The sequence below is a fragment of the Pseudomonas sp. nanlin1 genome (genome assembly GCF_045571515.1).
Taxonomy (GTDB): Bacteria; Pseudomonadota; Gammaproteobacteria; order Pseudomonadales; family Pseudomonadaceae; genus Aquipseudomonas.
In genome coordinates, this window is the sequence record NZ_CP124218.1 from 4,653,983 (window position 1) to 4,672,399 (window position 18,417).

General features: G+C 60.3%; 18 protein-coding genes. 5 read left to right on the forward strand and 13 right to left on the reverse strand.

Annotation, left to right across the window (positions count from 1 at the left end; translation table 11 throughout):
- Positions 1-27: 27 nt before the first annotated feature.
- Positions 28-756 carry a peptidoglycan editing factor PgeF gene (gene pgeF / locus QCL65_RS21495; protein ID WP_407316971.1) on the reverse strand — a complete coding sequence of 243 codons (729 nt, stop codon included), beginning with the start codon at positions 754-756 and terminating at the stop codon, positions 28-30.
- A gap of 5 nt (positions 757-761) precedes the next feature.
- A complete protein-coding gene (gene rluD / locus QCL65_RS21500; protein ID WP_407312381.1) occupies positions 762-1,724 on the reverse strand; it encodes a 23S rRNA pseudouridine(1911/1915/1917) synthase RluD in 963 nt (320 codons plus the stop codon).
- A gap of 149 nt (positions 1,725-1,873) precedes the next feature.
- Between rluD and QCL65_RS21505 the strand changes: the two genes are divergently transcribed.
- The 4 genes from QCL65_RS21505 to QCL65_RS21520 all read left to right on the forward strand — a co-directional run bounded on the left by QCL65_RS21505 (position 1,874) and on the right by QCL65_RS21520 (position 6,135).
- A complete protein-coding gene (locus QCL65_RS21505) occupies positions 1,874-2,869 on the forward strand; it encodes an outer membrane protein assembly factor BamD (RefSeq protein ID WP_407312383.1) in 996 nt (331 codons plus the stop codon).
- A 104-nt stretch (positions 2,870-2,973) separates the two neighbouring features.
- The gene (locus QCL65_RS21510) at positions 2,974-3,210 is read left to right on the forward strand and encodes a PP0621 family protein (protein ID WP_407312385.1); all 237 of its coding nucleotides are present in this window, start codon (positions 2,974-2,976) and stop codon (positions 3,208-3,210) included.
- The gene (locus QCL65_RS21515) at positions 3,200-4,798 is read left to right on the forward strand and encodes a sensor histidine kinase (protein ID WP_407312387.1); all 1,599 of its coding nucleotides are present in this window, start codon (positions 3,200-3,202) and stop codon (positions 4,796-4,798) included. Before QCL65_RS21510 ends, QCL65_RS21515 begins: the two co-directional genes overlap by 11 nt.
- A complete protein-coding gene (locus QCL65_RS21520; protein ID WP_407312389.1) occupies positions 4,795-6,135 on the forward strand; it encodes a sigma-54-dependent transcriptional regulator in 1,341 nt (446 codons plus the stop codon). The genes QCL65_RS21515 and QCL65_RS21520 overlap by 4 nt, the downstream gene beginning before the upstream one ends.
- Before the next feature lie 98 nt (positions 6,136-6,233).
- On the opposite strand, the gene thiO is transcribed toward QCL65_RS21520, so the two are convergent.
- The 7 genes from thiO to QCL65_RS21555 are packed head-to-tail and all read right to left on the reverse strand — an operon-like array spanning position 6,234 to position 13,015.
- Positions 6,234-7,349 (reverse strand): glycine oxidase ThiO, encoded by a 1,116-nt coding sequence (gene thiO, locus QCL65_RS21525; RefSeq protein WP_407312391.1) that lies wholly within the window; start codon positions 7,347-7,349, stop codon positions 6,234-6,236.
- Between the two features lie 14 nt (positions 7,350-7,363).
- Positions 7,364-7,762 (reverse strand): type IV pilin protein, encoded by a 399-nt coding sequence (locus QCL65_RS21530; RefSeq protein WP_407312393.1) that lies wholly within the window; start codon positions 7,760-7,762, stop codon positions 7,364-7,366.
- An 8-nt stretch (positions 7,763-7,770) separates the two neighbouring features.
- Complete coding sequence (locus tag QCL65_RS21535; RefSeq protein WP_407312395.1) at positions 7,771-10,845, reverse strand: pilus assembly protein; 3,075 nt, start codon at positions 10,843-10,845, stop codon at positions 7,771-7,773.
- Positions 10,832-11,359, reverse strand: coding sequence for a PilX N-terminal domain-containing pilus assembly protein (locus QCL65_RS21540; RefSeq protein ID WP_407316973.1), 528 nt, complete (start codon positions 11,357-11,359; stop codon positions 10,832-10,834). Before QCL65_RS21540 ends, QCL65_RS21535 begins: the two co-directional genes overlap by 14 nt.
- 8 nt (positions 11,360-11,367) lie before the next feature.
- Positions 11,368-12,087 (reverse strand): PilW family protein, encoded by a 720-nt coding sequence (locus QCL65_RS21545; protein WP_407312397.1) that lies wholly within the window; start codon positions 12,085-12,087, stop codon positions 11,368-11,370.
- Complete coding sequence (pilV, locus tag QCL65_RS21550; RefSeq protein ID WP_407312399.1) at positions 12,084-12,554, reverse strand: type IV pilus modification protein PilV; 471 nt, start codon at positions 12,552-12,554, stop codon at positions 12,084-12,086. The genes QCL65_RS21545 and pilV overlap by 4 nt, the downstream gene beginning before the upstream one ends.
- A complete protein-coding gene (locus QCL65_RS21555; protein WP_407312401.1) occupies positions 12,554-13,015 on the reverse strand; it encodes a GspH/FimT family pseudopilin in 462 nt (153 codons plus the stop codon). The genes pilV and QCL65_RS21555 overlap by 1 nt, the downstream gene beginning before the upstream one ends.
- Before the next feature lie 145 nt (positions 13,016-13,160).
- Here QCL65_RS21555 and QCL65_RS21560 point away from each other — a divergent pair, with 145 nt between their 5' ends.
- Entirely contained in the window at positions 13,161-13,661 is a 501-nt protein-coding gene (locus QCL65_RS21560; protein ID WP_407312403.1) for a GspH/FimT family protein, read from the forward strand.
- 9 nt (positions 13,662-13,670) lie between these two features.
- Here the strand turns inward: QCL65_RS21560 and ispH are convergent, their stop codons facing one another.
- The 4 genes from ispH to ileS are packed head-to-tail and all read right to left on the reverse strand — an operon-like array spanning position 13,671 to position 18,410.
- Positions 13,671-14,618 carry a 4-hydroxy-3-methylbut-2-enyl diphosphate reductase gene (gene ispH, locus QCL65_RS21565; RefSeq protein WP_407312405.1) on the reverse strand — a complete coding sequence of 316 codons (948 nt, stop codon included), beginning with the start codon at positions 14,616-14,618 and terminating at the stop codon, positions 13,671-13,673.
- 22 nt (positions 14,619-14,640) lie between these two features.
- Positions 14,641-15,078, reverse strand: coding sequence for a peptidylprolyl isomerase (locus tag QCL65_RS21570; RefSeq protein WP_407312407.1), 438 nt, complete (start codon positions 15,076-15,078; stop codon positions 14,641-14,643).
- Positions 15,071-15,586: a signal peptidase II gene (lspA, locus tag QCL65_RS21575; RefSeq protein ID WP_407312409.1), complete on the reverse strand. Its 516-nt coding sequence runs from the start codon at positions 15,584-15,586 to the stop codon at positions 15,071-15,073. Before lspA ends, QCL65_RS21570 begins: the two co-directional genes overlap by 8 nt.
- A complete protein-coding gene (ileS, locus tag QCL65_RS21580) occupies positions 15,579-18,410 on the reverse strand; it encodes an isoleucine--tRNA ligase (RefSeq protein WP_407312411.1) in 2,832 nt (943 codons plus the stop codon). Before ileS ends, lspA begins: the two co-directional genes overlap by 8 nt.
- Positions 18,411-18,417 lie beyond the last annotated feature (7 nt).

The window sequence follows — 18,417 nt, forward strand, 5'->3', positions numbered from 1 at the left end:
GCCAAGGCTACCGCCCTGGCCTTGTGCTCACCCCTGCAACCACACCAAAGAGGCAAAGCGGCCCGTGACCGGGGCGCGCCGGTAGGAGAAAAACTGCGGATCGGCCACGGTGCACAAGCCACCGCCGTAAACGGCCGTGACGCCTACCGCTGCCAGGCGCAGGCGCGCCAACGCGTAAATATCGGCAATGAATTTGCCTGGGCTCGCCCCTGGTACGAACGCCTGAGCGGTTTGCGGGTGGGTGGCCGTGAAGGCATCACGCACTTCGCTGCCCACTTCGAAGTTGCGCGGGCCAATGGCCGGCCCGAGCCAGACCAGTACATCCTCACCGGGCACCGCCAGGCTGGCCGCCGTGGCCTCTAGCACCCCCGCCGCCAAGCCTCGCCAACCGGCGTGGGCGGCGGCCACGCGGGTGCCGGCGCGGTCACAGAACAAGGCAGGCAGGCAGTCGGCGGTCATCACGGTACAGGCCACACCCGGGGTGCTCGTCCAACTGGCATCGGCCTCATCGACCTGCCCAGGCGTGGCATGCACGACATTCACGCCGTGCACCTGCTTCAGCCAGGCCGGCCGGATGGCAAAGTGGTCTGCCAGGCGTCGACGATTTTCCGCCACCGCAGGCGCGGCATCGCCCACATGGTCGCCTAGGTTGAGGCTGTCGAACGGCGCCGCACTGACCCCGCCTGCGCGGGTGGTCACGCACGCCCGCACCCGATCTGGCGCAGGCCAGTGCGGAATCAGCAGGGTGTGCGCCAGCGGGTTCACCCGACGAAGGCCTCGCGGTCCTGCTTGAGCAGCGACAGCAACCAGACGAAGTCGTCCGGTAGTGGCGATTCCCAGCTCATACGTTCGCCGGTGACCGGGTGGGTCAATTCCAGGAAGCGTGCGTGCAGGGCTTGCCGTGGAAAGGTCTTCAGGGCATCGACCATGGTCGCGCTGGCCGCCGGCGGAATGCGGAAGCGCCCGCCGTAGGCCGGGTCGCCGACCAGGGGGAAATTGATGTGCGACATGTGCACGCGTATCTGGTGGGTGCGCCCGGTTTCCAGCTTGACCCGCACATGGGTGTGGGAGCGGAAACGCTCCAGCACGCGGTAATGGCTGACCGCCGGCTTACCGCCTTCCATCACCGCCATGCGCTGGCGTTGCTGACCGTGGCGGCCGATCGGCGCATTGATTTTGCCGCCCGCGGTGACGACACCGATGACGATACATTCATAAATGCGACTAACGGTACGCTTTTGCAGCTGATCGACCAGCTGCGTCTGCGCCTGAATGGTTTTGGCGACCACCATCAGGCCGGTGGTGTCCTTGTCGAGCCGGTGCACGATGCCGGCGCGGGGCACGTTGACGATGTCCGGCACGTGGTGCAGCAAGGCGTTGAGCAGGGTGCCATCGGCATGCCCCACCGCCGGATGGACCACCAGGCCTGCTGGCTTGTTGATGACCATCAACTGGTCGTCTTCGTAGACGATGTCCAGTGCGATGTCCTGGGCCACCCACTCGCCCTGGGCTTCCTGCTCGGCCTCGAGCAGCAGCACAGCGCCGCCATGCACAATGTCACGGGGGCGCAGTACGTCCCCGTCCACAGTGAGACGGCCCTCTTTTATCCAGGCGGAAAGGCGCGAGCGCGAGTGCTCAGCGAATAATTGGGCGGCGACTTGGTCGAGGCGTTGACCGCCCAAATCGGACGGAACCTCTGCGCTAAGTTGTATGATCTCGGACATGCTCGGACTAGGCGGCGGCGTAGCCTTTGGTTTCGGCTGCGCGCTTGTGGTTAAATACGGCGTCTTTTGCCCCGAGGATTCCACGGGGCGCCCATCATAACAGGACGGCCACGCCCAAGACAGCGGCCGTCATAGGGACGCTAGCCGCCATGCAAGTGAAACACCTGCTGCTGATCGCCATCCTCGGACTCACCGCTGCCTGTTCATCGAAGGAAGTCGTCGACGAAAACCTGAGCGAGGTCGAGCTGTACCAGCAGGCGCAGGCCGACCTGGATAACAACAGCTATACGAGTGCCACCGCCAAGCTCAAGGCCCTGGAGTCGCGTTATCCCTTCGGGCGCTATGCCGACCAGGCGCAGCTCGAGCTGATCTACGCCAACTACAAAAACGCGGAACCGGAAGCCGCCAAATCGGCTGCCGAACGTTTTATCCGCCTGCACCCACAGCATCCGAACGTCGACTACGCCTACTACCTCAAGGGCTTGACCTCGTTCGACCAGGACCGTGGCCTGGTAGCGCGCTTCTTGCCGCTGGACATGACCAAACGCGACCCTGGCGCCGCGCGTGACTCCTACAACGAGTTCGCTCAGCTCACCAGCCGCTTCCCTACCAGCCGCTACGCGCCCGACGCCAAGCAGCACATGATCTACCTGCGCAACCTGTTGGCGGCGTATGAGATCCATGTGGCCAACTACTACCTCACGCGCCAGGCCTATGTCGCCGCCGCCAACCGCGGGCGCTATGTGGTGGAAAACTTCCAGGAAACCCCGTCCGTCGGTGACGGCCTGGCCGTGATGACCGAAGCCTACATGCGTCTGCATTTGGACGACCTGGCCGCCACTAGCCTGGAGACCCTGAAGCTCAACTACCCGAACCACCCCAGCCTGGACAACGGCGAGTTCGTGCCACAGCAGAACGAAGCCGACAACCGCTCCTGGCTGTCCAAGGCGACTTTGGGCCTGATCGAATCGTCGCCGCCGCTGCCACCGGGTGAAACCCGTGCCAACCAAGACGTGATTCGCCAGTACGAAGACGCCAAGGAAGCCATCCCGCGCGAGTTGCTGCCACCCGAAGCCGACGACGAAGCGGCGAGCAGCTCGGGCCGCTCCTGGTTCAGCTACATGACCTTTGGCCTGTTCGACTAAGCGCCGAGCGGTACCTGCTGATAAAAAAGAGGCCTGCGGGCCTCTTTTTCATTCCTGCCGTTCCACATACACTGCCGCCTCCCCCGCCACCGAAGCTTGCCATCATGATTCGCCTGATTTTCTGGATCGCCGTCATCTTTGTTGCCATCTGGCTGTGGCGCAAATTCAAGTCACCGGCCCGTGAAACGCCGCCCCGTAGCGAGCCAGGGCACACCCACGTGATGGTCCGCTGCGCGCAATGCGGCGTGCACCTGTCCCAGACCAGCGCCCTGCCCCACGACAACCAGTGGTACTGCAGCCGGCCGCACCTCGAGCAGGGCCCGAGTAGCCGTGCACGCTGAGTTTCCCCTGCAAGGCAACCAACAGGCGCGGCGCATGCTGCGCCTTTACCACCTGTATCGCCTGACCATCGGCATTACCCTGGTGCTGTTGATTTCCGCGGACATGGACAACCGCCTGCTGGAGCTGGCCGACGGCGATCTGTTCCGCCTGGGCAGCTGGCTGTACCTGATTCTGAATATTCTCGTGGTGGTGTTGCTCGACCGCCCGCGCAACCCGTTCCAGGTGTTCGGCCTGACCGTGGTCGATATCGTGCTGTTGGCCGGCCTTTTCTACGCCGGCGGCGGCACCCCCAGCGGCCTGGGCAACCTGATGGTCGCTTCGGTGGCCATCAGCAACCTGTTGCTACGGGCGCGCCTGGGCTTGTTGATCGCCGCCCTGGCAACCATCGGCATCATCTACCTGACGTTCTACCTGAGCTACAGCCGCCCCCAGGCGCTGAACGACTACGTGCAGGCCAGCACCCTGGGCGTGTTGTGCTTCGCCGTGTCTTTCATGGTGCAGGGCCTGACCCGCCTGCTGCGCACCAGCGAATCCCTGGCCGAGCAACGCGCCAGCACCGTGACCAACCTGGAGGCGTTGAACGCGCAGATTCTGCAGCGCATGCGCACGGGTATTCTGGTGCTCGACGCCCAGCTCCAGGTGCAACTGGCCAACCAAGGCGCCCTCACGCTGCTGGGCCAAGAGGACATCACCGGGCAGCCGATCGCCGACTACTGCGGCGAGCTGCTGGCGCGCCTGCAGCAGTGGCAGAACAACCCGGCCCTGCGCCTGAAAAGCGTCAAACTGAGCCCAGCCGGCCCCGCCGTGCAGGTCAGTTTCATTACCTTGCGCAACGGTGAAAACGAACAGACGCTGATTTTCCTCGAGGACCTGTCGCAGATCGCCCAACAGGCCCAGCAATTGAAACTGGCCGCCCTGGGCCGCCTGACCGCCAGCATTGCCCATGAAATCCGCAACCCCTTGGGCGCTATCAGCCATGCGGGGCAACTGCTGCAAGAATCCGAAGACTTACCGCCGGCCGACCGCCGCCTGACCCAGATCATCCAGGACCACAGCAAGCGGATGAACCTGATCATCGAGAACGTCTTGCAGTTGTCCCGCCGCCGCCAGGCAGAACCCGAACCGCTGGACCTGAAACACTGGCTGGAGCAATACGTTACAGAGTTTCGCGCCACCGCCCCCGCGCGCCAGCAATTGCACCTGTACGTCACGGATGGCGAACTGGAAACCCGCATGGACCCCCTACAGCTGGGCCAAGTGCTGAACAACCTGGTGCAAAACGGCCTGCGCTACAGCGCTCAGCACAATGACCACGCCCAGGTGTGGCTCAACTTATTCGTTGAACCGACCAACGGCTTACCTGCACTGGAAGTGCTGGATGACGGCCCCGGTTTTGCTACCGATCAATTGCAACATATCTTCGAACCCTTCTTTACCACCGAGGCCAATGGCACAGGCCTTGGGCTGTATATTTCTCGCGAACTGTGCGAAAGCAACCAAGCCCACCTAGACTACAAACCACGCGAGAACGGCGGCAGCTGCATGCGAATCACCTTCGCCCACGCACGCAAACAGAGCGCAACATGAGCCCACGGCAAACCATCCTGATCGTCGACGACGAGCCGGATATCCGCGAACTCCTGGAGATCACCCTGGGGCGGATGAAACTCGACACGCGCACCGCGCGCAACGTCAAGGAAGCCCAGGAATGGCTGGCCCGCGAGCCGTTCGACCTGTGCCTGACCGACATGCGCCTGCCCGACGGTACGGGCATGGACCTGGTGCAGCATATCCAGTTGCGTCACCCGCAAGTGCCGGTCGCCATGATCACCGCTTTCGGTAGCGTCGACACCGCCATTGGCGCGCTCAAGGCCGGTGCCTTCGATTTCCTCAGCAAGCCAGTGGATCTGGCGCGTTTGCGCGAGCTGGTCAGCACTGCGTTGCGCTTACAAACCGCTGGCAACGGCGCGCGCACCATTGATCAACAGTTGCTCGGCGAATCGCCGCCGATGCTGGCCCTGCGCAAACAAATCACGCGTCTGGCCCGTAGCCAGGCGCCGGTTTATATCAGCGGCGAATCGGGCAGCGGTAAGGAACTGGTGGCCCGCTTGATCCACGAACAAGGGCCCCGTGCCGAGCGGCCCTTCGTGCCGGTCAACTGTGGGGCTATTCCGTCAGAGCTGATGGAGAGCGAATTCTTTGGCCACCGCAAAGGCAGTTTTACCGGGGCGGTGGAAGACAAAATCGGCCTGTTCGGCACGGCCAATGGCGGCACACTGTTTCTCGATGAGGTGGCGGACCTGCCCTTGCCCATGCAAGTGAAGCTGCTGCGCGCCATTCAGGAAAAAGCCATACGCGCCGTGGGCGGGCAAAGCGAAGTGGTGGTGGACGTGCGCATTCTCTGCGCCACCCATAAAGACCTGGCCGCCGAAGTGACTGCCGGGCGCTTTCGCCAAGACCTGTATTACCGCCTCAACGTGATCGAGCTGCGCGTTCCGGCTTTGCGCGAGCGCCGCGAAGACATCGTGCAATTAGCCGCCAACGTGCTCAAGCGCCTGGCCGGGGGCAGCGGCCTGCCGCCTGCACGGCTGAGCGCCCAGGCCCTGGAAACCCTCAAGGCGTATCGCTTTCCGGGCAACGTGCGGGAACTGGAGAACATGCTCGAACGCGCCTACACCTTGTGCGAAAACGAGCGTATCGAGGCCGCCGACCTGCGCCTCACCGAAGCGTCAGGCAACACCCAGGAAGGCGAACCGAACCTGGCGCAAATCGATAACCTGGAAGACTACCTGGAGAGCGTCGAACGCAAGCTTATCCTCCAAGCCCTGGAAGAAACCCGCTGGAACCGTACGGCGGCGGCGCAGCGCTTGAATTTGTCGTTTCGCTCCATGCGTTACCGGCTGAAGAAGCTGGGCCTAGACTAGCCGTAGGAGGGGGCTCGCCCCCGAGCTTTTCGCATTCACCGAATTCTGGGCCTGGGATCAAAAGATCGGGGCCTAGCGGAGCGCCGCCCGGACCCCTCCTACAGTTGGGGGGGGTATAGAGTGTTGGTTGGGGAATACGGCTGGGGGTCGATAATCGGCGTTCGCCCCAGCAATAAATCGGCAAATAACTGGCACGACGCCGGTGCCAACACCAACCCATTGCGGTAATGCCCGCAGTTCAGCCAAAGCCCCGGCAGCTGCGGCACCGCGCCGATATAGGGAATACCCTCAGGCGACCCCGGGCGCAGGCCTGCCCATTGCCTGACCACCGCCGCATCGGCCAGGGCCGGCAGCAACTCAATGGCCGAGGCACGCAGGCTGGCCAACGCGACATCGGTGGGCGTCTTATCAAAACCGGCGTGCTCCAATGTGCTGCCGATCAAAATATGCCCATCTCGGCGCGGGATCGCATAGCGGCCCTTGGCCAAGACCATACTGGGCAAAAAGTCTGCCTCGCACTTGAACAGAATCATCTGCCCTTTGACCGGTTCCACTGGCAACTGCAAACCCAGGGTACGCAACAAATCACCACTCCAGGCCCCCGCCGTCAGTACCACATGATCGGCCAGCACATCGCCTGCTCCGGTGCGCACGCCCTGCACCTGGGCGCCACTGCGAACAAACCCGGTCACTTCGCAATGCTCGCGCACGCTCACATTCGGCAGCGCCAGCAAGGCCGCGCGCAGCGACTTGACCAAACGTGGGTTACGCACATTGGCCACCCCTGCCATATGCACCGCCCGGGAATACCCCGGCCCCAGTACCGGCACCGCGTCGTACACCGCCGACAGGTCCACCGCGCTCAGCGGCCGGCGCTCGCGCTCGGCCCAAGCCAATGCCTCGGCCTCATCGTCGAGGTCTAGCCAGTACAGCCCTGTGGTGTGCACCTCTGGATCAATGCCCGTACGGGCGAACAGTTCGCTGGCCAGGTGCGGATAGAAGTCTTGCGACCAATGCGCCAACGCCGTCACAGCCGCGCTATACCGCCAAGGGTACAAAGGCGACACGATGCCACCACCGGCCCACGAAGACTCCTGACCGACAGCGCCGCGGTCCAGCAGGGTGATATGGCGAACATGGGGGGCGAGGTTGAGCGCCGTGAGCAGGCCAATGGCACCGCCCCCGACGATCAATACATCTTGTTGCATGGGCATGAAGGGTCCAGGGGCTAGCGGCCCCAGCAGGTGGCGACGTCGGCACCGGTGTTGCCGCGCTCGCCGGTGTGAGTCAGTGTGAAATTACCGCATTTGTCACCGACCATCATCTGGCCAGCCTTAGGCTGGGCGGTCAGGGTGAATGTCTTCTCATTGCGAACAGCATCCAGCTTGTACCAGGTATTACCCGCCGACAGGTTGAGCTTATTGGTAGCGGTATCACTGTACTGGCCATTCTGCGAATAAAACCGCTCCAACTGCTGAGCCGCCTCCGTCATCGCGCCGGCGATCTCGGCCCGGTGGGTGCGTTTCACATACTCCATGTAACTGGGATAAGCGATTGCACCGAGGATGCCCACAATGGCCACGGTGATCATCAGTTCGATTAGGGTAAAACCGGTATTTTTGCGCATAGAGACACTCATTGTCGTTGTCGCCACATGATCCGTCGGTTGTTGATGATTACAGGCTCCGTGAAGCTCCCCAACGTACCGCTAGTGTCCTGATAAGTCGCTGTGCTTCCGCCCGCTGTCTGTATGAAGCCTGAGATGTTTGGCAACCCTGTATTGACTAGAATTCCGCTGATGCCACGGTTTCCAAATGCAGGAAAGTCGGTGAGAATCGAGCCATTCAGAGCATCCAATTGCAGAATCTTGCCTGATCCCGAGCTAGCGCACGGGTCAGTGGTATCAAGAATAGCGGTGGTGAAATAGATACGTCCAGTGACCAAATCAGCCTGATAAATTACCCGTTCGCCGGTGCTCGCTGAACCGTAAGTCAGGGGTATATACCACCCTTTTTGCGTGGTGTAATCCACCGTATTCGCACTAGTATAGACCTTACCGTCAGTGATATTCAGGATCGTCTGCCGCTGCAATTGCGACTCCGTGTAGTTGGTGCTGCTCGCGTTGCTGTCCAAGATGGCATAGAACGCCTGCCGAGTGGTCGTGGTTTTATCGGCGACCTCGTTTAACTTCCCGGTACCAAAATAGATCAGCTTCCGTCCACCGGTCATGTTACCCACAACCGGCTGGGCCGTGATCGCCTGGCTAGCACCGCCAGAGGCAGTGAACAATGGCGTAGTGGGTACAGCTCCGTTGCTGTTGGAGGTAAAATCGAACTTCCATAAGCGTCCCTTCAGGTCACCGCCGTAAGCCGCTTGTACAACACTCTGGGCATTGACCGACAGTTTTACCGACGACAAACCATTATCAGTTTCCCCAGCGACGACCACCGGCGTGGTGATTTTATTAATCAATTGGCCTGTCGCCAGGTTGACCACATACAGTACAGCTCTCCCAGTATTTCCCCCATAGCCATTACTGATGAATGCGGCCCAGGTCCCATTCGCCAACCGCGCAATCTCTGGCTTCGCGTAGGCATACCCCAGCTCATTGAAGCTGTCCGCAGCGTTGGCCGAGGTAGGAGCGCGAAGCTCCCACAAAGCTTTTATGCTGTTGCCAGCAGTGGCATCGAATAATTGCAGTGCGTAGAACGACTTACCCCCTGCCCCCACCCCACCCACCGCAACGGTTTTCCAGGTAGTTCCGAACTTCGCATCGGCGACGGTGATCGCGCCGTCATTCAGGAATTTATGCGAGGTCCCGTTGATGTAATCGGGGTCTGCAATTTGATACAGATTGGGAAGCACGCTAGACGGCATAAACCCATAACGTCGAGCTCCCGACGTGCTGATGACGTTGACGAAACCATCATTGGAGTTAACCAATAAATTGGGATTCATATTGCTTTTGGTTGTTAGGTAGGTGGTGTAAGTATTATCACCAGCGGAGTCTGATGCGGTTTGATCATTCGGTGAAGCATAAACGAGTGGCGAATTGATGATATCGCCCAGTAGCACCGTTCGCACTTTGAGGCCCGAACGGTTGGTCCCCTTGCTCCAATCAACCAAATTAGCGCCTGTAATACCACTTGGCAAATTGCTGTTTAACTGCGTCTTTTGCGCGTCTGAGAAGCTCGCGTAAGCCAACGGAATCACTGAGCCACTGCCACTGGTGTTCCATGACTCATAGGTCGCCGAGGACCCTGGCCTAATCGTATCGTCCGTCGACCAGACGGTCCGAGCCGTATTCACAGTCCCATCCTCGTTGAATCCAAAGGCTTTGATCGTTCCCCGCCAATCAGTTGGATCATAGAAGGTTTCGTAATACTGAGCATCGCTCGTATAGGTGAACGAACTCGCTACCCCTGCACCGCCGGAACCGGCCTTCGAAGAAATATCATTCAACGCGGCCGTCAAGGCGGTGTTCAAACCGTCCGCGTCGGAGGCTTGGTAATAGACCCCTTGACCGTAAGAGGCTGCATCGGACAACATTTGGTTGGCCGCCGTGAAACCGACGGTATAGGTCGACATGTTCTGCTTGATAAAACCCGTTTCATCCCAACTTTTTCCCGACGCATCCGTTCCGCCAGTACGCATGTCAATGTCATTGGCAAATTTGGCGATGTCATCGAGGTAAAGTGTGTCACCCTCACCATCGCCCTGGAGATTGTTGCTGAGACTGTCGTTATTTCGACCGTCCCAGTTAGGCAAATTCCCCTTACCTAATGGGTCGTCAGTCGGGAAGGTACGGTCGTAGGTTGGTAAACCGTCGGTGATCACTACGCCGTAATTTTTCTGGCAACGGTATTGGATCGGGCTGGTGTAGGTACTGGGTGTCGAGTTGTAGTAAGGCGCCATCCCCCTAAAGTAACGGGTCACTTCATAGTAGGTTTCGGCCAATGGAGTATTCGCAATAGCGCTCAGCCCGTTAATAGCGTTGATCAGTGCATTGTAGTTAGTGTTCGCCTGGGCCGCTGTTGTGGTGGCATTCGCGCTGAGGGCAGTAACACTTCTAGCAATATTGCCGCCTGGGCCCGGATTCCCACTGACGGGCGGGTTGAATGTCGCGAGCCCCATGCGCAGATTACGGTTAGCGGTCACCAATGCTGTAGCAGCGTCGCGCGCCACATTGATACGGTAATCGTTAGGTATGCTGCCATCAGTGTAATTCTTGGTTAGCGTCCCGATGGGCAATCTGTCGATCAGATAGGCGATGTACCGCGCCGAATAGCGCGTATCACCGCCTCCTACCGGGTCAGGAAGCTTGAGGCACCAAACGGTACTTCCTCCTCGTGTGAACCCGCTATAGCCGAAGCTACAGGTCCCCCGCCTGAACGAACTATAAAACACATTTTCGTTGTCACTTTTTATGATGTCGGCAGTTGATTGGCTGCATGAGGAAGATCCATCACAGATATAAACATCCCGACGAGCTACCGATTGGTCAAAATCTGCAGCGCGGATCAAGTTGTTCATACTGCCGGAGTTATCCACCATCAGCATCACATTGGGCGTCACTGCTCCAGCACTGACCAAGGGTGTTTCAGCAGGCGCGAAAGCATATACAGGGGCACTGATATAAAGTGCCCCTAGGACGCCAAGCCACATCTTGACCAGCCATGCCCGTGCTGAAGCCCAGCTATTGTTTCGCATAAATTGTCTCCAGCACCGTGCGTGTGGTGCCGCGAGTGGCGACCCCGGTAATTCTATAAAGTGTATAAGACACACCGTTTTCGGTAATCGGCGCTGAACCCGCCAAAATGACAGGGTCAGTGGTGGTGCCTATTTTCTGAATACCATAAAACCCCGTTCCGACCCCCTCGGTCCCTGGCGTAGCGAACCAGTTAACGCCCGAGGTGCCATTGACCCCAGCCTTCAAATCGGGGCTAGTTGCTTCAGCAGGCGGAGCACACTGCGTGGTGCCTGCACAAACGGGTATTGCGTAACTCGAGGCTGCCACCGCATTTTCACCAAGTCGCAAAGCGACTTCAGCGAGTTGAAACGATTCATTGCGAAACTTGACGCTTCCCGCCATTTTTTCTTGAAGGGTGGCATTCTGCATAGATGACACTCCGATCAGCGTCATCAGCAAGAGAAAAATCAGGCATACCACTAATGTCATACCCCGTTGACGAGCAACGGGTAGAGCGGACGGACCAATGGGCATGGGCATGTTCATAGAAGCCTGTTTCGCAATGAGGCGGCCACGTTGAAGGTCTGGGTACGAGTACGGCCATTAGGGTCTCTGAGTGCCAGCACTATACGCACGCTGCGAACCAATGCTGGGTTGGGCAGCACTGATACATAGCTGGATGCAAGGGTATCGGACGCCCTGGTCGCAACGCCGAACATGATCTGCAGGGAGTCTACGTTATTGACCAACCCAGCTTGGTTGGCCGTTGTGCTGCCCACACTCAGTTGATTGTTCTGGTACGTATACACCACCCGCCGCACCGGGAAAGCTATCTGGCCCGCTGTCAGCGCGGGGGTATTGCCGGCATCGAATGCGGTGGCGCTGGTGAGGCAGTCAGACACGATGTTCCACGTAGGAGTACCGCCTGATGTACCCACATCTGCGGTAACCAATGTTAGGGTAAACCCGCCTGCGGTGGCGGCATAGGTGATCGGCGAGTCAAAGACAGCACTGAATGTACCGCTGGCACTTGAGTCCGTGACGGTTGCTAAACAACCGAACATGCCGACCATGCGTATTTCCTGAAGCATCTTACTCAACAGAAAGCGTGCGTCTTCCTGGATGCCAGCGGACGCATTCTGAGATTGATAAGTAAGGCGCGCTGAAGAGAAGATCTGCGTCACGCCCAATACAACGATCAACCCCAGGGTCAGCGCGACCATCAGTTCGATTAGGCCAATACCGCGTGAAGCTCTTTTCATGGGATGCCCGTGTTGATTGCAACGCGACTGACTAATGTGTACGTCTGCGCCGCATTGGCAGTGTCGCTAGCATTGTTCGAGTTAGCGGCATTAGCGGCACGGCTGTCGTCCCAAGTAATGCTGATAGTGACCAACCGTCCGTTGATCGCAATGCTGCCCTTTGCAGTCGCTCCCCCCATCGCAGTTACGTTGGCTGCGAAGTCGGCGAGATCCTGAGCGCGGACATCCGTGAGATTAGCTGTCGGCGCCGCCGCTAGATTGTCCAGCTTATAGCTGGCGTCTGGGTTGGCGCGGATCCGGTCTAGCATGTCATAGGCGATAAAACTGGCCTGGCTTTGCAACGTCGAACTGTCGGTAAACTTCAACGCATTGAGCTGCATCGCTGCCGCCCCAAGCAAGCCAATGCCCAGCACCAGCAACGAGATCAGCACCTCGATCAAGGTGACACCGCCTTGCGTGCGTTTCATCAGCAACTGCCCCCCTGTACGATGCGGCCACTGAGGCACAGGCTGATGGTGCGGGTGGCGGCGCCGCGGGTGTAGGTCAGTACGGTGTTGACCCCTGGGTTGCTCAAGCCGCCCAGGTTGTTGAATTCGATGTAGGTGAGGGAGCCGGCGGCCAGTGTGGCATTGGCCGACAGGGCCGGAACCAGGCGCAGCGCATCGCCACCAGTGCTCAAAACCACCCTCAATTCGCCGGTCCAAATCGTCCCGGTGGCCGTGGGCCTGAGCTGCACATTCACCCCACGGTTGATCGCTTCCAGCCGCGTATAGCTCAACGCCCGGTAGATGTCGCCTATTTCCGTATCGGCGCGGGAGTTGTTGATCGCCGTGGTGAACGCCGGAACGGCGACGACGGCAAGCACGCCGACGATGGTCACCGTGACGATCAACTCGATCAACGTAAATGCCTTGATACGATGCCGCATTGAAAGCTCCCCTCAGATGCACCGACTATAAACCAGCCCAGACACTGCCCGATGCGGCCACGGGATATACGGTTGTTTGTGCAGGATCAGCGCACGGATCGCGCTCAAAGCCCACGGGCATCGGCCTCCATGGAAGGAGCAGATTATGCTGCAAGGCGGTTTTACGCTGGTGCAATTGCTGGTGGCATTGGTTGTGGCAGCGCTGCTGTTACACCTGGCGACACCGGCGTTTTATCCGCTGGTGCAGGGCCATCGGCGCCAGGTGGCGGCCAATGAATTGCTTAGCGGGCTACGCAGTGCGCGGGTGGCGGCGATTACCGAGGGGCAGCGAGTTTCATTAAGGCCTATCGAGGGTGACTGGAGCCGGGGCTGGCAGATGCTGGTGGAAGCCGAAGGCACCGACCCCGACCGTTATCCAGTGCTGGCGCACCGGCGTAGCAGCGGCGTGCGGATCGTGGGTAATCATTGGGTGGGCGAGGCGGTGCGTTTTAACTCGATGGGGGTGCCGGCCATGGCTAATGGCCGGTTTCACTTCTGCGACCCCGGCGAGGCGCTCAGCCACCTGCAAGTGGTGATCGCCCCCAGTGGGCGAATTCGTTTGCAGGCCGAGCCCAGCCAGCAGCCGCTCTGCGAAAAGGCGCCCTAGTTTCTGTGCCTAGATCAGCGAACGAACGCGCAGCTCTTTAGGCATAGAGAACGTGATGTTCTCTTCACGGCCCGCCAACTCGTCGGCCCCGGTGGCGCCCCAGGCATGCAACTGCTGGATAACACCGCGCACCAGTACCTCAGGGGCCGAAGCGCCGGCGGTGATACCAATGCGCTGAACGCCGTCGAACCAGGCACGTTGCAGGTCTTCGGCTCCGTCGATCAGATAGGCCGGGGTGGCCATACGTTCGGCCAGCTCGCGCAGACGGTTGGAGTTGGAGCTGTTGGGGCTGCCGACCACCAGCACCACGTCGCACTCGTCGGCCAATTGCTTGACGGCGTCCTGGCGGTTCTGCGTGGCGTAGCAGATGTCGTCTTTGCGCGGCCCGCCGATGGCCGGGAAGCGCGCCCGCAGGGCGTCGATGACCCGGCTGGTGTCGTCCATGGACAAGGTGGTCTGGGTGACAAAGGCCAGGTTTTGCGGGTTACGCACCAACAGGCTGGCCACATCGGCCTCGTCTTCGACCAGATAGATCGCACCACCCTTGCTGCTGTCGTACTGGCCCATGGTGCCTTCCACCTCAGGGTGGCCGGCGTGGCCAATGAGGATGCACTCGCGGCCATCACGGCTGTAGCGGGCCACTTCGATGTGCACTTTGGTGACCAGTGGGCAGGTGGCGTCGAACACCTTCAAGCCCCGCCCTGCCGCTTCGTGGCGCACGGCCTGAGACACGCCGTGGGCACTGAAGATCACGATCACATCGTCAGGGACCTGCTCCAGCTCCTCAACGAAGATCGCCCCGCGCGAACGCAGGTCTTCGACCACAAACTTGTTGTGGACCACTTCATGGCGCACGTAGATCGGCGGCCCGAAGACTTCCAGGGCACGGTTGACGATCTCGATGGCGCGGTCCACGCCAGCACAAAAACCACGGGGGTTGGCCAGTTTGATTTGCATAGTTGCCTCGTCCACGCGCGCCCTAGAGCGCCGTGACTGAAAGAATTTCCACTTCGAAGCTTAGCGTCTTGCCCGCCAGCGGGTGGTTGAAGTCCACGGTCACTTCAGCTTCATCGAAGCCTTTGACCACGCCCGGCAGCTCCGTGTTGGCCGCGTCGTTGAAAATCACCAGCAACCCTTCCGACAGCTCCATGCCTTCGAACTGCGAACGCGGCATAACCTGTACGTTTTGCGGGTTGGGCTGGCCGAAGGCGTTCTCCGGCAACACCGTGACGGTGCGCCGATCACCGGCTTTGAAACCGAATATGGCGGCCTCGAAGCCTGGCAGCAGGTTGCCGTCACCGACTTTGAACGTGGCGGGCGCTTTGTCGAAGGTGCTGTCGACGGTGTCGCCGTTTTCCAGGTTCAAGGCGAAATGCAGGGTCACCTCGGTGTTCTGGCCGATACGTTGCTCAGTCATGCGCAGGTTCTCCTGCCTTTTTGGATTTGAACATATCCAGGGCCAACATCACCGCGCCTAGGGTAATGGCGCTGTCAGCCAGGTTGAACGCGGGGAAATACCACTGGTTGCGCCAATGCACCAGGATGAAGTCCACCACATGGCCCAGCAGTACACGGTCGATCAAGTTACCCAGCGCGCCGCCCAGCACCAATGCCAGGGCTACGGCCAACCAGGTTTCATCGCGCCCCAGGCGCTTGAGCCAAACCACCAGAACGGTGCTGACCACAATGGCGATGAGGGCAAACAACCACCGCTGCCAACCGCCACTGTCGGCCAGAAAGCTGAAGGCCGCACCGGTGTTGTAAGCCAGGGTCCAGCTGAAGTAGTCGGGAATGACCACGATCTGCTGATACAGGCTGAGGGTGCCTTCGAAGTAGAACTTGGTGAACTGGTCCAAGACCAGCACCAGCAAGCTCAACCCCAACCAGGGCAAACGCCCGAAGCGGCCGACGGGCTGATTAAGCATAGTGGCGTACCTCGCCTGCACCGCTGATGTTGTCGACGCAACGCCCGCAGATCTCTGGATGCTCCGGGTTGACGCCCACGTCTTCGCGGCAATGCCAGCAGCGCGCGCACTTGGTGTAGCCAGATTTGAGCACTTTGAGCTTCATGCCCGACACCTCAGTCGCCACCGCATCGGCCGGGGCCTGGGCCAGAGGCGCCAGGGTAGCGGCCGAGGTGATGAGCACGAAGCGCAGTTCGTCGCCGAGTTTGCTCAGGCTGTCGTTCAGCGCGTCTTCGACGTAAAGGGTCACTTCGGCCTGCAAGTTACCACCGATGGCCTTGGCGGCACGCTGGTTTTCCAGCTCTTTGTTGACCGCGACCTTGACCGCCATGACCCCTTCCCAATACGAACGGCCCAGCTCGAAGCCTTCTGGCAGTTCGCTCAGGCCTTCGTACCAGGTGTTGAGCATGACCGACTCGTTACGCTCGCCTGGCAGGTACTGCCACAGCTCGTCTGCGGTAAACGCCAGGATCGGCGCGATCCAGCGCACCAGGGCCTCGCTGATATGGAACAGCGCGGTCTGGCAGGAACGCCGAGCCGTGCTGTTGGCGCCGGTGGTGTACTGGCGGTCCTTGATGATGTCGAGGTAGAAACCGCCGAGCTCCTGCACGCAGAAGTTATGCACCTTGGAGTAGACGTTCCAGAAGCGGTATTCGCCGTAGTGTTCTTCCAGCTCGCGTTGCAGCAGCAAGGCACGGTCGACGGCCCAGCGGTCCAGCGCGAGCATTTCTTCGGCCGGCAGCAGGTCGGTGGCCGGGTTGAAGCCGCTCAGGTTGGAAAGCAAGAAACGCGAGGTGTTGCGGATCCGCCGGTAAGCGTCGGCGCTGCGCTGCAAGATGGTTTCGGACACGGCCATTTCGCCGGAGTAGTCCGTGGCCGAGACCCATAAACGCATGATGTCGGCGCCGAGGGTGTCGTTGACCTTTTGCGGGGCGATCACGTTACCCAGCGACTTGGACATCTTGCGGCCGTTCTCGTCGACCGTGAAGCCGTGGGTGAGCAACTCGCGATACGGCGCATGCTCATCGATGGCGCAACCGGTCAGCAACGAGGAGTGGAACCAGCCGCGGTGCTGGTCGGAGCCTTCCAGGTAGAGGTCGGCCCGTGGGCCCTGCTCGTGGCCCATCGGGTGCGAGCCGCGCAGGACATGCCAGTGGGTGGTACCGGAGTCGAACCAGACATCCAGGGTGTCGCTGATCTTGTCGTACTGCGCGGCCTCGTCGCCCAGCAGCTCGGCGGCGTCCAGTTTGAACCAGGCTTCGATACCTTCGGCTTCGACGCGCTGGGCAACGGTTTCCATCAGCTCGACGGTGCGCGGGTGCAACTCGCCGGTGGCTTTGTGCAGGAAGAACGGGATCGGCACGCCCCAGTTTCGTTGCCGCGAGATGCACCAGTCCGGGCGGTTGGCGATCATCGAATGCAAGCGCGCTTGCCCCCAGGCCGGGACGAATTTGGTTTGTTCGATGGCGCTGATGGCGCGCTCGCGCAGGGTGTCACCGTGCACTGGGGCTTTGTCCATGCCCACGAACCACTGCGCGGTGGCGCGGTAGATCAGTGGGGTCTTGTGGCGCCAGCAATGCATGTAGCTGTGGCTGACCACTTCGGTGTGCATCAAGGCGCCGACTTCGCTCAGCTTGTCGACGATGTTTTGGTTGGCCTTGAAGATGAACTGGCCACCGAAAAATTCCAGGGAGTCGACGTACACGCCGTTGCTCTGCACTGGGCTGATGATGTCATCGTTGACCAGGCCGTACTGCTTGCAGATGTTGAAGTCGTCCACGCCATAGGCCGGGGAGCAATGCACCACGCCGGTGCCCGCGCCCAACTCCACGTAGTCCGCCAGGTACACCGGCGACAGACGTTCGTAGAATGGATGGCGGAAGTTGACCAGCTCCAGCTTGGCGCCAACGGTGGTGGCCAGCACCGAACCTTGCAGGTTGTAGCGCGCAAGAGAGGTTTCGACCAGCTCTTCGGCCAGCACCAGCAGGCGGTCGCCGACGTCGACCAGGGCGTAGTTGAACTCCGGGTGCACGTTGAGCGCCTGGTTGGCGGGGATGGTCCACGGCGTGGTGGTCCAGATCACGATGGCGGCGGGCTTGCTCAGCGCCGGCAAGCCGAAGGCGGCGGCCAAAGCTTGCGCGTCAGCGACCGGGAACGCCACGTCGATGGTGGGGGATTTTTTGTCGGCGTACTCGACTTCCGCCTCGGCCAGGGCCGAACCGCAATCGAAACACCAGTTCACAGGCTTCAGGCCCTTGAACACAAAACCGTTACGGACCATCTCGGCCAAGGCACGGATTTCACCGGCCTCGTTGCTGAAATTCATGGTTTTGTAGGGGTTGGACCAGTCGCCCAGTACGCCCAAGCGAATGAATTCGGCCTTTTGGCCCTCGATCTGCTCGCTGGCATAAGCGCGGCACAGCTCGCGGGTTTTATCACCGCCAAGGTTCTTGCCGTGGGTGACTTCGACCTTGTGCTCGATGGGCAGCCCGTGGCAGTCCCAACCCGGAACATAGGGCGCATCGAAACCCGAGAGGGTCTTGGAGCGCACGATCATGTCCTTGAGGATCTTATTGACCGCGTGACCGATGTGGATGCTGCCATTGGCGTACGGCGGGCCGTCGTGCAGGACGAACTTGGGCCGGTCTTTGCCAATTTCGCGAAGCTTCTGGTACAGGCCAATGCTGTCCCAGCGCTGCAGAGTTTGCGGCTCGCGCTGGGGCAGGCCGGCCTTCATTGGGAAGGCGGTGTCCGGAAGGTTTAGCGTGGCTTTGTAGTCGGTCATCTCAGGC

Coding starts and splice junctions, on each gene's coding strand:
- QCL65_RS21555 (WP_407312401.1), bottom strand. CDS start 13,015: ATGCGGCATCGTATCAAGGCATTTACGTTGATCGAGTTGATCGTCACG.
- QCL65_RS21545 (WP_407312397.1), bottom strand. CDS start 12,087: ATGAAAAGAGCTTCACGCGGTATTGGCCTAATCGAACTGATGGTCGCG.
- QCL65_RS21535 (WP_407312395.1), bottom strand. CDS start 10,845: ATGCGAAACAATAGCTGGGCTTCAGCACGGGCATGGCTGGTCAAGATG.
- QCL65_RS21560 (WP_407312403.1), top strand. CDS start 13,161: ATGCTGCAAGGCGGTTTTACGCTGGTGCAATTGCTGGTGGCATTGGTT.
- ileS (WP_407312411.1), bottom strand. CDS start 18,410: ATGACCGACTACAAAGCCACGCTAAACCTTCCGGACACCGCCTTCCCA.
- QCL65_RS21530 (WP_407312393.1), bottom strand. CDS start 7,762: ATGCGCAAAAATACCGGTTTTACCCTAATCGAACTGATGATCACCGTG.
- QCL65_RS21570 (WP_407312407.1), bottom strand. CDS start 15,078: ATGACTGAGCAACGTATCGGCCAGAACACCGAGGTGACCCTGCATTTC.
- thiO (WP_407312391.1), bottom strand. CDS start 7,349: ATGCCCATGCAACAAGATGTATTGATCGTCGGGGGCGGTGCCATTGGC.
- QCL65_RS21510 (WP_407312385.1), top strand. CDS start 2,974: ATGATTCGCCTGATTTTCTGGATCGCCGTCATCTTTGTTGCCATCTGG.
- rluD (WP_407312381.1), bottom strand. CDS start 1,724: ATGTCCGAGATCATACAACTTAGCGCAGAGGTTCCGTCCGATTTGGGC.
- pilV (WP_407312399.1), bottom strand. CDS start 12,554: ATGAAACGCACGCAAGGCGGTGTCACCTTGATCGAGGTGCTGATCTCG.
- lspA (WP_407312409.1), bottom strand. CDS start 15,586: ATGCTTAATCAGCCCGTCGGCCGCTTCGGGCGTTTGCCCTGGTTGGGG.
- QCL65_RS21505 (WP_407312383.1), top strand. CDS start 1,874: ATGCAAGTGAAACACCTGCTGCTGATCGCCATCCTCGGACTCACCGCT.
- ispH (WP_407312405.1), bottom strand. CDS start 14,618: ATGCAAATCAAACTGGCCAACCCCCGTGGTTTTTGTGCTGGCGTGGAC.
- QCL65_RS21520 (WP_407312389.1), top strand. CDS start 4,795: ATGAGCCCACGGCAAACCATCCTGATCGTCGACGACGAGCCGGATATC.
- QCL65_RS21540 (WP_407316973.1), bottom strand. CDS start 11,359: ATGCCCATTGGTCCGTCCGCTCTACCCGTTGCTCGTCAACGGGGTATG.